Origin of the sequence: Priestia sp. YIM B13490, from assembly GCF_042787735.1 — a bacterium.
GTDB lineage: Bacteria > Bacillota > Bacilli > Bacillales > Bacillaceae_H > Priestia > Priestia megaterium.
Genome location: NZ_JBHZOT010000005.1, coordinates 75,303 through 89,071, shown reverse-complemented (window position 1 = coordinate 89,071; position 13,769 = coordinate 75,303). Strand labels below are relative to the sequence as shown.

The following is a 13,769-nucleotide window of genomic DNA, read 5'->3' as shown; positions in this document are numbered from 1 at the left end:
AAAAGCCTTGCTTTTATATAAAAGCAAGGCTGCAACTATTATTTTGCTACTTCTTTAATAATCGACACTACTAGTTCAGATGTCTTCACCAGTTCTTCTACCGGAATTTTTTCATTTGTTGTATGAATGTCTTCATAACCAACTGCTAGATTTACTGTTGGGATATCAAAGCCTGCGATTACATTTGCATCGCTTCCGCCTCCGCTTTGAAGCAAGCGTGAAGGACGATCGATATTAGCCACGGCTTTTTTAGCAACTTCGACAACATGATCTCCATCGCCAAATTTAAAGCCTGGATACATCACTTTAATATCCACTTCCGCACGTCCGCCCATTTCTTGTGCAGCTGTTTCAAACGCTTCTTTCATTTTCGCTACTTGTGCTTCCATTTTTTCTGGAATTAATGAACGAGCTTCTGCTAAAATATCGACGCGGTCACATACGATATTCGTTTGCGTTCCACCTTCAAAACGTCCAATGTTCGCTGTAGTCTCTTTATCAATACGTCCAAGTGGCATTTTAGAAATGGCTCTTGAAGCAATCGTAATAGCAGAAACGCCTCGTTCAGGAGCTACACCTGCATGAGCTGTTTTTCCATAAATTGTTGCATTTACTTTCGCTTGCGTCGGCGCAGCAACGATAATGTCTCCCACTTTGCCATCGCTATCTAAAGCATAGCCGAATTTTGCCGTTACGAGGCTAGAATCAAGAGCTTTAGCGCCCACTAAGCCAGATTCTTCTCCTACTGTAATAATAAATTCAATTTTTCCGTGCGCGATGTTTTCTTCTTTTAATACGGTGATGGCTTCTAGCATTGCTGCTAAGCCTGCTTTATCATCCGCTCCAAGAATTGTCGTGCCGTCACTTTTAATATAGCCATCTTCAATAGATGGTTTAATACCGTTTCCAGGTACGACTGTATCCATATGAGAAGTAAAGTAGATTGTGTCTACGCCTTCTTTTGTAGCTGGCAGTGTGCAGATTAAGTTGTTGGCTCCGTGGCCCGTTTTTTCTTTGGCATTATCTTCTACTACTTCGACGCCTAATGCGGTAAATTTTTCTTTTAGTACAACAGCAATTTTTTCTTCATGCTTTGTTTCTGAGTCTACTTGTACTAATTCAATAAATAAATCAACGATTCGTTGTTCATTAATCATAATATGTAATCCCTCCAAAAATAACCTACAATGGTATGTTACCATGTTTCTTTGCTGGACGCTCTTCCTTTTTATTGTGCAACATTTCAAGCGCTTGTATTAATTTTATTCGCGTTTCCCGAGGATCAATAACATCATCCACCATTCCAGCGCTTGCCGCTACGTAAGGATTAGCAAATTTCTCGCGATACTGTTCAATTTTTTCATGTCTTGTTTCATCTGGGTTTTCGCTGCCTCGAATGTCGTTTGCAAAGATAATATTTGCAGCACCTTGAGGACCCATAACAGCGATTTCGGCATTGGGCCACGAATACACAAGGTCCGCTCCAATCGATTTACTATTTAAAGCTACGTATGCACCGCCGTACGCCTTTCGCAAAATCACCGTGATTTTCGGAACGGTAGCTTCGGAGTATGCATATAAAATTTTAGCACCATGACGTATAATTCCGCCATGTTCCTGCTTGATACCTGGGAAAAAACCTGTAACATCTTCAAATGTAATAAGTGGGATATTAAATGAATCGCAAAATCGAATAAACCTTGCTGCTTTGTCTGAGGAGTTAATATCTAAACTGCCTGCCATTACTTTAGGCTGGTTACACACAAGTCCGACAACTTTTCCATCTATGCGGGCAAAACCAATGACAATATTTCTTGCAAAGTCTTTTTGCACTTCAAAAAATGAGTGCTCGTCCACTACTTGGTGAATGACTTGACGCACATCGTAAGGGCGCACGGCATCAAACGGGACAACATCTAATAAATCCGGACGATAATGATCAGACTCTGCCTTTGAGGCTAAAGGAGGCTGCTCTTGGCTAGACTGAGGAAGATAGCTTAAGAGCGTTCGTACTTGTTCTAGCACCTCTTGTTCTGTTGCGCCTCTAAAATGGGCATTACCGCTAATTTCGTTATGAACAGCTGCTCCTCCAAGATTTTCAGAGGAAATGCTTTCTCCCGTTACCGTTTCAATTACTTTTGGTCCTGTAATGAACATTTGACTTGTTTCTTCTACCATAAAAACAAAGTCCGTAATCGCCGGTGAGTAAACGGCCCCGCCTGCACAAGGACCCATAATAACAGATATTTGAGGCATGACACCCGAATAAATGGCATTTCGATAAAAAATATGACCGTATCCATCGAGAGACATGACGCCCTCTTGAATACGAGCCCCGCCTGAATCATTTAACCCAATAAACGGTACGCCTGTTTTAGCCGCTAAGTCCATTACGTGCGCAATTTTTTTAGCATGCATTTCACCTAACGCGCCTCCAAATACTGTAAAATCTTGCGAAAACAAATAGACTGAGCGACCGTTTACCTTGCCGTAACCTGTTACTACCCCGTCTCCTGGTCCTACTTGATTATTCATACTGAAATCTGCACACCGATGTTCAATAAACGGATTTAATTCGACAAATGTATGTTCATCCAAAAGAATTTCAATTCGTTCGCGTGCCGTTAGTTTTCCTTTATGGTGCTGTTTTTCAATTTTTTCGTCTCCGCCGCCTAACTCGATCTTTCGGCGCTTATCGTACAATTCATTTAATTTATCATAAATGTCAACCATGTTTCTTCTCCTCCTCTAGTGTTTTTTCACAGAGCTCATAAAGAACACCGTTTGCTGACTTTGGATGCAAAAAAGCAATGGATGCTTCCCCTGCGCCTTTGCGCGGAACATCGTCAATCATTTGCACACCCTTTTCCTTTAACTCGTTAATCCGTTCTTCAATCGTGCGCACACCTAAAGCAACATGATGAAGACCTTCACCTCTCTTTTTGATAAACGCGCCGACCGCACTGTCTTCAAAGAGCGGCTCTAATAATTCAATTTTTACGTTGCCGCACTGAATAAAAGCAACTTTTACGCCTTGTTCTTCTACTTCTTCTACTTTTAATAGAGACAGTCCTAATACCTTTTCATAAAACGGGAGGCTGCCTTCAATTGATTTTACAGCTATTCCTATGTGATCAATTCCTTTTATCACTTTCTCACCTCTTTTAAAAAAGCGTTTTCATTTACACATATTCTTGAAAACAAAAGAAATCTCCTGCTCGCGTACCTACAGAAAGTTGCTTGTCTAAGCAGCGGAAGACATGTAAAATAGGAAAAAAACGTGTAGGAGGACTTTGGTTGTATGTCTAATAAGAAAATCCAAAAAACCATTGTGTTTTTAATGCTTCTTGTCATGTTAATATCTACGCTTTTAGCGGGACTTGCCATGTGGTTTTAATCGAGACTGATGACTAAAAACATAGATGCACTGCTGCTTCTTTGTGCAATGCAAACATATAAAAAAGACTGGTGACTAGTCACCAGTCTTTTGCTGTATATTCACAATGCCTTTTTGAGCGGCTAACTCTTCAAAAGATTGATCTGTAGATACAATCCATACTTTTGTACCTAACGGGACTTGATCATATAAATGGCTTACTTCACGATTTTCTACGCGAATACAGCCATTCGATACATATTTACCGATGGAATCCGGCTGATTTGTACCATGAATGCCATAAATACGTCCGTCAGTCTCTCTTGCATCAAACCCAATCCACCTTACACCTAGAGGATTTTGAGGAGCGCCTCCTTCAATATTACTTCTCCGATAATAAGGATTAACAGCTTTTACTGTTACCGTGAACTCCCCTTCCGGCGTCAGATTAACTGTTTTCCCCGTTGCTACTTTAATAATTTGTTTAATTTCTTTATTTTGAATATAAGCAAGCTCATTGCTTTGTTTATTAATAATAATATAAGGATCATTTGGCAACGGAGTTTCTCCTAATGGCCAAACCGGAGATAGTAGTAAAAGGATAAAAGCAAACACATGCACGTAATCCACCACCTTACGTTAGTCCTAAGTAGAAGACAAGAGAGATATCTCTTGTCTTGTTTAGTGTTCGTAAGCAAGATAAACAACATGCATACTGTTTAACTTATTTTTAAGGTTTGTTTAATAACCAAATATTGTTCAATTTCTTTGACTACGTGCAGTAAATCGGCACGCGCTTCAAACTCTTCCCGCGTTTTGGGAAGCGGCATCTCTGCAAACGCTTCTCGTAAATGCTGAAGTTTGGCTAAAAATAATTTTGCTGTATTACCGGGGTGGATGGATAGACTTAATTCTTCAATGAAATCGGCAATCATGTAGCGCTGTTCTACCACCAAGTCAATAGCGGTAATGAGAGGAAGCGTTCGCTCAATAATTTCAAGCTGTTTTTCACGAATTTTAAAATAGCGGTAATAATAGTTTTCCCCACGCACAAAATGATTTTCTACATCACGAAACGCAAGGCTTTTTGCTTTTTCTAAAATTTTTACCGTATCTGCAATTTCCTTACCGTCCCAACTGCTGTCATTGGTTCTGAGATACAGGGCAATTTCTTTTAACATCGACCGGAAATTCTCTTCAATTTCTTGCTGATACGTGCGAAGCTCTTGATCTAAACTTGGCATGTATAAATTCACAAGCAGGGCAACACCTATCCCAATTACAATTAAGCCAAGTTCATTAAAGACGATTCCCCATGTCATATTGCCTTTGGAGTAAATATGAAGCAAAATAACGGAGCTTGTAACAATGCCTGCATTAACTTTGAATATAACCGTAACCGGGATAAACAAAAGCAGCATCAGTCCTATAACAAGTGGATGATAAGCAATCCCTTCAAAGAATATAAACGAAAACAGAATGGATAAAGAACAAGCAATAAAACGATCGCTTGCACTTCGCAACGATTTTTTCTTTGAATTTTGAATGCACAAAATGGTGATAATTCCAGCTGATACAAAAAACTCGAGGTGAAAGAACTGAGCTATAATAATAGCCAGTGATGTACCGACGGCTGTTTTAATTGTCCGGTACCCAATTTTAAATTTCATTTTCTAGACTCCTACATGTTGGTTTCTTTTTAGTGTGATAAAATACTCTATTCTTTATTAACACGAATAGAAAAATAACACAACCTTAAATCTTGCTGTACCGTATAAATTCCAATAAAAAAAGTGCAGAAAAGATCGTACTCTTCCTGCACTTTTTTATTATAAAATCTTTTCTAAGAAATCTTTAGCACGCTTGCTTTTAGGCGCTGAGAAAAATTCAGCCGGAGGCGCATCTTCAACAAGAACACCGCCGTCTAAAAACAGCACACGATCCGCTACTTCTCGTGCAAATCCCATTTCATGCGTTACAATGACCATCGTCATTCCTGTTTCTGTTAGCGACTTCATTACATCTAGTACTTCTTTTACCATCTCTGGATCCAATGCTGATGTTGGTTCGTCAAACAGCATCACTTTCGGCTCCATTGCCAGTGCTCTCGCAATAGCTACACGCTGCTTTTGACCGCCCGATAAGCGATTTGGAAACTCGTTGGCTTTCTGAGCAAGTCCCACTTTTTGGAGTAATTCTTTGCCTTTAGCAACAGCCGTTTCTCTTGACACGCCTTTTACCGTCATCGGAGCATACGTCAAATTTTCAAGCACTGTCATATGTGGAAACAAGTGAAAATGCTGAAATACCATTCCTACGTTTTCACGCACACGCATAATGTTTGTTTTTTTATCTGTAATCACTTGACCGTTAATTGAAACGACTCCGCTCGTCGGTTCTTCAAGCAGGTTCATACAGCGTAAAAAAGTAGATTTACCAGAACCAGAAGGGCCAATAACAGCCACGACTTCTTTTTCTTTAATCGTAGTTGAAATACCTTTTAAAACTTCATTTTTACCAAATGATTTGTGTAGATTTTCAACATTAATCACCTTTTCTCATTCTCCTCTCGACTGCTTTACCAAGGAGCGTTAAGCCCATTACCATTACATAATAAATCAACCCTGCAAAAATTAACGGTTCAAGGTAGGCGAATTTTTCTCCACCTACAATGTAAGCACGTCGCATAATGTCGAGTGCTCCGATAACTGTAACGATAGCTGATTCCTTTGTTAATGTAATGAACTCATTCATTAAAGCAGGTAAAATATTTTTGAGTGCCTGTGGCAAAATAATTTGTCCCATCATGCGGCGATAAGGAATTCCTAACGCTAATGCCGCTTCACGCTGTCCTTTATCAACAGCTAAAATACCAGCGCGAATAATTTCAGATATATATGCTGCAGAGTTTAGCCCGAACGCAGCAACGGCCGCTGGAAACGGGGCAATATCAAACCCGAGCAGCTGAGGTAATCCAAAGTATATTAATAATAATTGCAGTACTAGCGGTGTTCCGCGAAACACGGACGTATATGCATCCGCAAACCATTGAAGAGGTTTATTGCGGCTGATTTTACATAAAGATAAAATAACTCCCAGCACAAACCCTAAAATTGCTGAAGCTAGGACTATCTGTATCGTTACCCCTATCCCTTTTAAAATATAAGGCATAGAAGGCACGATTTGCGAAAAATCCAAATTCATGCCTAGTTCCATTCCTCTCTAACTATCATTCTTATTTTTGGTTGTCAAACCACTTAACGATTAATTTATCTAATTCACCGTTTTCTTTCATTTTCTTTAATTCACGGTTAAAGTCATTCGTTAGCTTGCTGTCTTTAGGAAATGCGATTGCTGATCCTTTACTTGAATCTGGACGCCCTGTATCAGACATTTGCAAGCTTTTGTCTTTATTCACATATCCTTTAGCTACTGTATCTTCAATAATCGCTGCATCGATACGATTTGATTTCATTTCTTGAATTAGTTCTGGAATACGGTCACGCGTTGTTACATTTACTCCGTCAACTTCTTTTGCAATTTCTTTTGCTTCGTCTGCTTGAATAGAAGAAGTTTGTACACCGACTGTTTTTCCTTTTAGTTCTTCTGCATTTTTAATTGGGGCATCTTTCTTCGATACAATCATGTTTTTTGCTTCATAATATACGTCTGAGAAGTCCACGTTCTTTTTACGCTTTTCAGTTGGCGTCATACCAGCTAAAACTAAATCGACTTTATTAGATTGTAAAGCTGGAATTAATCCGCCAAATTCCATATCCTTCACCTGTACGTCATAGCCTAACTTTTTACCGATTGTTTTTGCTAAATCTACGTCAAATCCGATTGCTTCACTATCACCTTTTGCCGTATCAATATATTCAAATGGTGGGTAATCTGCTGATGTTCCCATTACTAGTACTTTTTTATCTTTGTCGTCGCTGCTTGCTCCGCCATTAGACGTTCCTTCTCCTGCTCCGCATGCAGCTAAAACGCCTGCTGTTAAAAGACCAATTGCCGTTACCGATAACCACTTCTTCAATTTCATCTTCGTTCCCCCTAGTTTATTCCTTACATTATTTTTTAAAAATTAATAATATTATGAAATAAGTTTTTTGCTATTGCAAGTAAATGTCGAAATTTAAATATATATTCATATAAATGTATTTTAACACAACATTATAAATATGCAATATCTTTTTTAAATATAAGTTTCACTATTTGAAAATACCTTTTCTCAACATTTTCCACTCGTTAGAAAGCCTGCATACAGATAGGTAAAAAAACGCATAAAAAAAGAAGCCGTTCAAAACGGCTTCTCTCTTACACTTCTTCACAGTGCTGTTCGAATGCTTCTTGCAGCTTCATCACAACTGACATTGGCTCATGGCCTTCAATTTCGTGACGCTCTACCATTGTGATAATTTTTCCGTCTTTTAATAAGGCGAAAGATGGAGATGAAGGCGGATAACCTTCAAAGTATTCGCGTGCACGTGCAGTTGCTTCTTTATCTTGCCCAGCAAATACTGTAACCAAGTTTGTTGGACGTTTATCATAATGTACAGCGTGCGCTGCAGCAGGTCTTGCAATACCTCCTGCACAACCACAGACTGAATTCACCATTACAAGCGTTGTACCAGGCTTTTTAAACGTTTCATCTACCGCTTCAGCCGTCGTTAATTCTGTATAACCAGCAGCTGTAATTTCTTTACGGGCTTGACGAACAACGTCGTTCATAAACAAGTTAAAATCGATATTCATTTTCATACCTCCCTTTTGCTATCTATTCTTTATCATAGCAAACGAAAACTAAAAAGGCGATTGCTTTGACTCATTTTTTCTTGGTAATCAAGATTAAACAAGAAAAGAAATGGTGATACTATTTTTACAGCTAGAAAACCATACTCTTAACTCCCTAGTGTAGAAGGATCCGCATAAAATACAGGATCCTTTTTTATATTTCCTTCATCGCCTGCTGGTAGGTTTTAATTAAGTGTTCGAGAGCTTCAGCCATTGTGACATCTCCCGTCATCATTTGTTTTTCAACATCCCCTAACGTTTGCTTAACTAAAGGATGTTCATAAAATGATTCTTGTAAATATTCATTAACACTTGCTTGTAACCATGCCTTCATTTGCTTTTGTCTTACTGTATAAAACAGATCATTTTTATTCATCCATTCCTTATAGTTACAAATTATCTTCCACAAGTCTTGAAATGATGCTTCTTCATAAGCAGAAGTTGTGATGACCTGTGGATTCCACCCTTCAGAATGATCGTGAAGGAAACCGATGATGCTTTCGTATTCTTTTGCAGTCACTTCTGCTTTTAGCCGGTTATCCCCGTCTGCTTTATTTACACAAATCAAATTAACCCATTCAAGCAGCCCTTTTTTAATTCCTTGCAAATCATCTCCTGCTCCGGTTAAAGCAAGCAGAACAAAGAAGTCTACCATCTCTTTTACAATCATTTCACCTTGGCCAACGCCCATCGTTTCGACAAATATGATGTTATACCCAGCCGCTTCACAAAGAAAAATGGCTTCTCTCGTTTTAAGATGAACACCTCCAAGCGTTCCTTGAGAAGGTGAAGGACGGACAAAAGCGTTCTCTTGTTTGGTAAGAAGCTCCATTCTCGTTTTATCTCCTAAAATACTTCCTCCAGACAAGGTACTGCTTGGATCGACTGCCAAAACTGCAACGGAATGGCCATTTTTGCATAGGTACGACCCAAATTTGTCAATCAGCGTACTTTTTCCTGCTCCGGGTACGCCTGTAAAACCGATGCGCACTGAATGCCCCGTATGAGGATAGATTTCTTTAATCAGCTGTTGTGCTATTACTTTATGCTTGGGCGCTTTACTTTCAATTAAAGTAATAGCTTGAGCTAACGCTGTTCTTTTTCCTTCAAGCAGCCCTTGTTTATAATCTTGTACCGTTTTTAATTTCACCAATTGTCTTCACCAACTATTCTTCTAACCGTTTCTTTATTTCATATAAAACGGAAACGGCCGCTTTTGGGATTACTGTTCCAGGTCCAAAGATTGCAGAAGCGCCGTGTTCTAAAAGAAATGAGTAGTCTTGTTTAGGAATAACGCCTCCGACAATAACAACGATATCGTCGCGCTCTAATTTCTTTAACTCATCAACAAGCTGCGGCAGCAACGTTTTATGCCCGGCTGCCAAAGAACTTATGCCAATCACATGTACGTCGTTTTCTACAGCTTGCCTTGCTGTTTCTTGAGGCGTTTGAAATAAAGGACCGATATCAACATCAAATCCAAGATCAGCAAAGGCTGTTGAAATGACTTTCGATCCTCTGTCATGCCCGTCTTGCCCCATTTTTGCGACTAAAATTCTTGGGCGTCTTCCTTCTTCCTCTAAAAATTCAGCCGTGAGCTTTCGAACTTCTTCGATTTGATCTCGATGCACAAACTCCGCACTGTATACCCCGCTGACTGACTTAGAAGTAGCCTGATGTCTTCCAGCCACTTTCTCAATAGCTTCTGAAATTTCACCTAGTGTAGCTCTAGCTCTCGCAGCTTCAACCGCAAAAGCAAGGAGATTCCCTTCACCTGTTTTGGCACAATTGGTCAGTCGATTAAGCGCTTCGATTACCGCTTGTTCGTTACGTTCACTGCGTATTTTCTTTAACTTTTCCAGCTGCTTCATTCGAACTGCTGTGTTATCAATATCAAGAATATCAAGCGGTTCTTCTTGCTCCGGCTGAAACTGATTCACACCTACAATAATTTCTGCCTGCGAGTCTATTCTTGCTTGTCTGCGCGCAGCGGCTTCTTCTATCTTCATTTTAGGTACGCCTGCTTCTATTGCTTTTGTCATTCCGCCGAGCTGCTCTATTTCTTCAAGGTGCTTCCACGCTTTTATCATTAATTCATTCGTTAATGATTCCACATAATAAGAGCCTCCCCAAGGATCAATAACGGAACAAATCTCCGTTTCATTTTGTAAATAAAGCTGCGTATTTCGGGCAATTCTAGCTGAAAAATCAGTTGGAAGAGCAATCGCTTCATCTAGTGCGTTTGTATGAAGCGACTGCGTATGTCCTGATACTGCAGCCAGAGCTTCGACGCATGTTCTAATAACATTATTAAATGGATCCTGCTCCGTTAAGCTCCATCCGGACGTTTGAGAATGCGTTCTAAGAGCTAGAGATTTAGGGTTATCCGGCTCAAACTGCTTCATTAACTTTGCCCACAGCAGCCTCCCTGCTCTCATTTTCGCTACTTCCATAAAATAGTTCATTCCAATTGCCCAGAAAAAGGATAGCCTCGGAGCAAATGCGTCAATTGTAATTCCCGCTTTCAAGCCGGTTCGTACATATTCAAGTCCATCTGCAAGCGTATAAGCAAGCTCTAAGTCTGCTGGAGCACCTGCTTCTTGCATATGATAGCCTGATATACTGATACTGTTAAATTTCGGCATGTACTCCGCTGTATATTTAAAAATATCCGCAATGATTCGCATTGACATCTCAGGAGGATAAATATACGTATTGCGCACCATATATTCTTTTAAAATATCATTTTGAATCGTTCCAGCCAGCTTTTCTTTTTTTACGCCTTGTTCTTCAGCTGTTACGATGTAGAAAGCTAAAATAGGAAGCACCGCCCCGTTCATTGTCATCGACACGGACATTTGATCAAGCGGAATCCCTTCAAACAGCTGCTTCATATCTATCATTGAATCAATTGCCACACCTGCTTTCCCTACATCTCCAACAACTCTTGGATGATCAGAGTCGTAGCCGCGGTGGGTAGCAAGATCAAAAGCAACAGACAGCCCTTTCTGTCCAGCAGCTAGGTTTCGGCGGTAAAAGGCATTGCTTTCCTCCGCCGTTGAGTATCCTGCATACTGCCTAATAGTCCAAGGCCGATTCACATACATCGTTGCATACGGTCCTCTCACAAACGGTGGGACACCAGGTGCAAAGTGAATAAAATCGAGGCTATCTCTATCTTTTTTTGTATATACTGATTTTAATTCAATTTGTTCATTTGTTTGAAAGGCAGTGAATGAACTTTGAGTCACGTCATCTTCCCTTTGCTGCTTTGAAAATGATAATGGAATATTAGAAAAAGAAGGCTTTTTATACATGAACTTCTACCTCCAAAGCACATAATAACTTCTTAACGCATTGAATAACATTCGTCTTAGGATGTATGACGCTCATTACACCTTTTTGCTGCCACTGCGTTTTGCGTGATACATGTTCTTCCCCTACTACGTACACATAAACGGAATCTTCCTCAAAATACGTCATCGCTTTTGTTAAGAGCTTTTCCACGAGTTCATCACTTCCACAGATCACATATGCTTCGTGCTTTTGTTCATTCATCCAATCTGCTATCTCGACATAGGAATCTATGTTTTTAATTGTTTCACACGCAAAGCCTGCACTTTCAAATAAAGACCGGGCAATCTCAGCTTTTTTACGGCTGTTAGGATCGGTGAGCTCCATAATGCCAATGCTCATTCCCTTTGTATAAACCCGTATTTTTTCAAACTTCTCTGCTGCTCTCCACTTAGTGAGCGGCACAACACTGTCAGGCTGTGTCTGCTTCGCCATTTGTTTTAGCATCCACCCTGCTGTTACCCCTTTAGATGCTAGCTTTGTATAATCCTCTAGGGAAAGATTTGATGAAAATTCCGAAGCGTTCTGATCACTGTATTTATCCATTTTTATTTCTTCTTTTCTAAACGGGGTGCTTTTTATCTCTTGAGATACATCCTGTTGCTTAGGAGCATAGTGTGTGACTCCGATCAAGCGCTCAATTCGGCACTCTATATTCTCTTGTCTTTTTACTTTCATTTGTTCAACTTCATCTTGAATTCGCCCTTGTTTTAAAGCTTCTTCCATTCCGCCGTGGTCTTCAATGTTGCCAAATAACTCCCAAGCTTTTGTCATTAATTCATGTGTGTAGGCTTCAACGTACCAAGAGCCTCCGGCAGGATCCGTTACTTTTGATATATGTGTTTCGTGCTGCAAAATTAAGTGAGTGTTACGGGCAAGGCGATGAGCGAACTGAGAAGATGAAGACGTGACAGAATCATATGGCTCAATATGCAGACTATCCGCTCCTCCTACAATAGAAGCAAATGCTTGAACCGTGCTCCTTAATGCATTTGTATACATGTCTTCTTTAGACTGTGTAAGATGTGACGTTTCTGTATGGATAAACGGCACTGAAACGGCCGTGTCATCAAAAGCACGAACCACATTTGCCCAAAGCATGCGAAAAGCACGAAGTTTGGATATTTCCATAAATAAATGTGAGCTAACTGAAAAAGAAAAGGTCATGTGAGGTAAAACTTGATGTAAGGACAAACCGCGTTTTATGCATTCATCAATATACTGCACCCCTGTAGCAAGCATATAAGCTAGTTCTTGAACAGCGTTTGCACCGCTGTTATGGTAAGGGATGCTTGATACAATGATCGTTTTGAGCTCTGGAACATTACTGTGAGCCAAACGCGTTGCGTAAGCTAAATGATCGTATAAATCTCGAGTAGAAAGTGGAACTCTTCCATATTCAGCAAGGGTGCCGAGCGGATCCATTCCAACCGTTCCTTTTAGCTGTCTCATATTAAAGTTATGATCAGCACAGTATGCTTTTAGAAACGAAAGAAGCGGAACGGATGTACATCCCGTATTTAAAAATAAAGGGACCGCTTCAAGAGCTACATGCTGAAACAAATGAGCAACATCCTCTAAAGTAGAAATTGTACCGCCTGATGCTACTTCAGCTTCAGTTGCTTCATCAACGTCTTTCCCTTGCCTCATTGCTTCACTGCACGTAAAAGCGGCCGTATTTTGTCCATTTCTCAAACTGTGTAAAAGAAGTTTATTGCTTTCTTTAATAGAAGGTAAGTCGATTTTTTGGGTGATTTCCCATTCCCCTAGTATGTATGATTCTTTACCGGCTCCGCTTAAACAATCTATTCCCGCCGGACTCTGCTGTAAGTAGTCTAAATGTGCCGTATCACTTTCGAAATAAAGCGGTTTCAAAAAGATGTTTTCCAACGTTTCTTTTGAAGAGATCGCGGTATTTTCGCTAACTTCCTGTGCCCAATCTTCTTTAGGTGTACGTGTAAATTCATGAAATGATAATGTATTTGTTTTCATTTCCATGCCCCTTTACAGTTAATAGCTGCCTGCTAAACCGAGATGATTACACTTTGAAGTTTGATGATTCTTCTTTTATTTTAATACATCTTTTACAAATTGTTCAATCATTGCTTCAAAATAAAAAGGGACCGGGACATAATTAACCTACGTTTACCATCACCATAAAAAAATCCGAACGAGTTGGATTCTCTTTCAAGAATCTAAATTCATCGTTCGGATCTTCCTTCAGCTAAAATATTTTTGTGTC

Annotated in this window: 13 protein-coding genes; 1 reads left to right on the top strand and 12 read right to left on the bottom strand. The window is 39.8% G+C overall.

Going from position 1 to position 13,769, the window contains the following annotated elements:
* Nucleotides 1–38: 38 nt before the first annotated feature.
* Genes ACFX4R_RS16715 through mce form a run of 3 tightly spaced genes read right to left on the bottom strand, consistent with a single transcriptional unit; the run spans nucleotide 39 to nucleotide 3,151 of the window.
* Nucleotides 39–1,157 (bottom strand): tripeptidase T, encoded by a 1,119-nt coding sequence (locus tag ACFX4R_RS16715; RefSeq protein WP_377569972.1) that lies wholly within the window; start codon nucleotides 1,155–1,157, stop codon nucleotides 39–41.
* A gap of 25 nt (nucleotides 1,158–1,182) precedes the next feature.
* Nucleotides 1,183–2,733, bottom strand: coding sequence for an acyl-CoA carboxylase subunit beta (locus ACFX4R_RS16710; protein WP_043976280.1), 1,551 nt, complete (start codon nucleotides 2,731–2,733; stop codon nucleotides 1,183–1,185).
* On the bottom strand, nucleotides 2,726–3,151 hold the full coding sequence (mce, locus tag ACFX4R_RS16705) for a methylmalonyl-CoA epimerase (protein WP_028411573.1): 426 nt from the start codon (nucleotides 3,149–3,151) through the stop codon (nucleotides 2,726–2,728). Before mce ends, ACFX4R_RS16710 begins: the two co-directional genes overlap by 8 nt.
* A gap of 150 nt (nucleotides 3,152–3,301) precedes the next feature.
* Here mce and prli42 point away from each other — a divergent pair, with 150 nt between their 5' ends.
* The gene (gene prli42 / locus ACFX4R_RS16700) at nucleotides 3,302–3,397 is read left to right on the top strand and encodes a stressosome-associated protein Prli42 (protein ID WP_149917156.1); all 96 of its coding nucleotides are present in this window, start codon (nucleotides 3,302–3,304) and stop codon (nucleotides 3,395–3,397) included.
* A gap of 75 nt (nucleotides 3,398–3,472) precedes the next feature.
* On the opposite strand, the gene ACFX4R_RS16695 is transcribed toward prli42, so the two are convergent.
* The 9 genes from ACFX4R_RS16695 to ACFX4R_RS16655 all read right to left on the bottom strand — a co-directional run bounded on the left by ACFX4R_RS16695 (nucleotide 3,473) and on the right by ACFX4R_RS16655 (nucleotide 13,519).
* Nucleotides 3,473–3,997 carry a L,D-transpeptidase gene (locus ACFX4R_RS16695; RefSeq protein ID WP_043976277.1) on the bottom strand — a complete coding sequence of 175 codons (525 nt, stop codon included), beginning with the start codon at nucleotides 3,995–3,997 and terminating at the stop codon, nucleotides 3,473–3,475.
* 98 nt (nucleotides 3,998–4,095) lie between these two features.
* Nucleotides 4,096–5,046 carry an aromatic acid exporter family protein gene (locus ACFX4R_RS16690; RefSeq protein ID WP_013059112.1) on the bottom strand — a complete coding sequence of 317 codons (951 nt, stop codon included), beginning with the start codon at nucleotides 5,044–5,046 and terminating at the stop codon, nucleotides 4,096–4,098.
* Between the two features lie 159 nt (nucleotides 5,047–5,205).
* The gene (locus ACFX4R_RS16685) at nucleotides 5,206–5,928 is read right to left on the bottom strand and encodes an amino acid ABC transporter ATP-binding protein (protein WP_013059113.1); all 723 of its coding nucleotides are present in this window, start codon (nucleotides 5,926–5,928) and stop codon (nucleotides 5,206–5,208) included.
* Nucleotides 5,921–6,580 (bottom strand): amino acid ABC transporter permease, encoded by a 660-nt coding sequence (locus tag ACFX4R_RS16680; protein ID WP_013059114.1) that lies wholly within the window; start codon nucleotides 6,578–6,580, stop codon nucleotides 5,921–5,923. Before ACFX4R_RS16680 ends, ACFX4R_RS16685 begins: the two co-directional genes overlap by 8 nt.
* Nucleotides 6,581–6,611: 31 nt before the next feature.
* Nucleotides 6,612–7,415 carry a transporter substrate-binding domain-containing protein gene (locus tag ACFX4R_RS16675; RefSeq protein ID WP_370506066.1) on the bottom strand — a complete coding sequence of 268 codons (804 nt, stop codon included), beginning with the start codon at nucleotides 7,413–7,415 and terminating at the stop codon, nucleotides 6,612–6,614.
* 281 nt (nucleotides 7,416–7,696) lie between these two features.
* Nucleotides 7,697–8,134, bottom strand: a complete 438-nt coding sequence (locus ACFX4R_RS16670) for a BrxA/BrxB family bacilliredoxin (protein ID WP_013059116.1) — start codon at nucleotides 8,132–8,134, stop codon at nucleotides 7,697–7,699.
* 193 nt (nucleotides 8,135–8,327) lie between these two features.
* Nucleotides 8,328–9,323, bottom strand: a complete 996-nt coding sequence (gene meaB / locus ACFX4R_RS16665) for a methylmalonyl Co-A mutase-associated GTPase MeaB (RefSeq protein ID WP_165575811.1) — start codon at nucleotides 9,321–9,323, stop codon at nucleotides 8,328–8,330.
* Nucleotides 9,324–9,339: 16 nt separating this feature from the next.
* The gene (gene scpA, locus ACFX4R_RS16660) at nucleotides 9,340–11,490 is read right to left on the bottom strand and encodes a methylmalonyl-CoA mutase (RefSeq protein WP_025750479.1); all 2,151 of its coding nucleotides are present in this window, start codon (nucleotides 11,488–11,490) and stop codon (nucleotides 9,340–9,342) included.
* A complete protein-coding gene (locus tag ACFX4R_RS16655; RefSeq protein ID WP_377569970.1) occupies nucleotides 11,483–13,519 on the bottom strand; it encodes a methylmalonyl-CoA mutase family protein in 2,037 nt (678 codons plus the stop codon). The genes scpA and ACFX4R_RS16655 overlap by 8 nt, the downstream gene beginning before the upstream one ends.
* Between the last annotated feature and the right edge of the window lie 250 nt (nucleotides 13,520–13,769).

Bases quoted from the DNA above. Each gene is read 5' to 3' on its own strand.
- ACFX4R_RS16715 (WP_377569972.1), bottom strand. From the start codon at position 1,157: ATGATTAATGAACAACGAATCGTTGATTTATTTATTGAATTAGTACAA.
- ACFX4R_RS16710 (WP_043976280.1), bottom strand. From the start codon at position 2,733: ATGGTTGACATTTATGATAAATTAAATGAATTGTACGATAAGCGCCGA.
- prli42 (WP_149917156.1), top strand. From the start codon at position 3,302: ATGTCTAATAAGAAAATCCAAAAAACCATTGTGTTTTTAATGCTTCTT.
- ACFX4R_RS16690 (WP_013059112.1), bottom strand. From the start codon at position 5,046: ATGAAATTTAAAATTGGGTACCGGACAATTAAAACAGCCGTCGGTACA.
- ACFX4R_RS16680 (WP_013059114.1), bottom strand. From the start codon at position 6,580: ATGAATTTGGATTTTTCGCAAATCGTGCCTTCTATGCCTTATATTTTA.
- ACFX4R_RS16670 (WP_013059116.1), bottom strand. From the start codon at position 8,134: ATGAATATCGATTTTAACTTGTTTATGAACGACGTTGTTCGTCAAGCC.
- scpA (WP_025750479.1), bottom strand. From the start codon at position 11,490: ATGTATAAAAAGCCTTCTTTTTCTAATATTCCATTATCATTTTCAAAG.
- ACFX4R_RS16655 (WP_377569970.1), bottom strand. From the start codon at position 13,519: ATGAAAACAAATACATTATCATTTCATGAATTTACACGTACACCTAAA.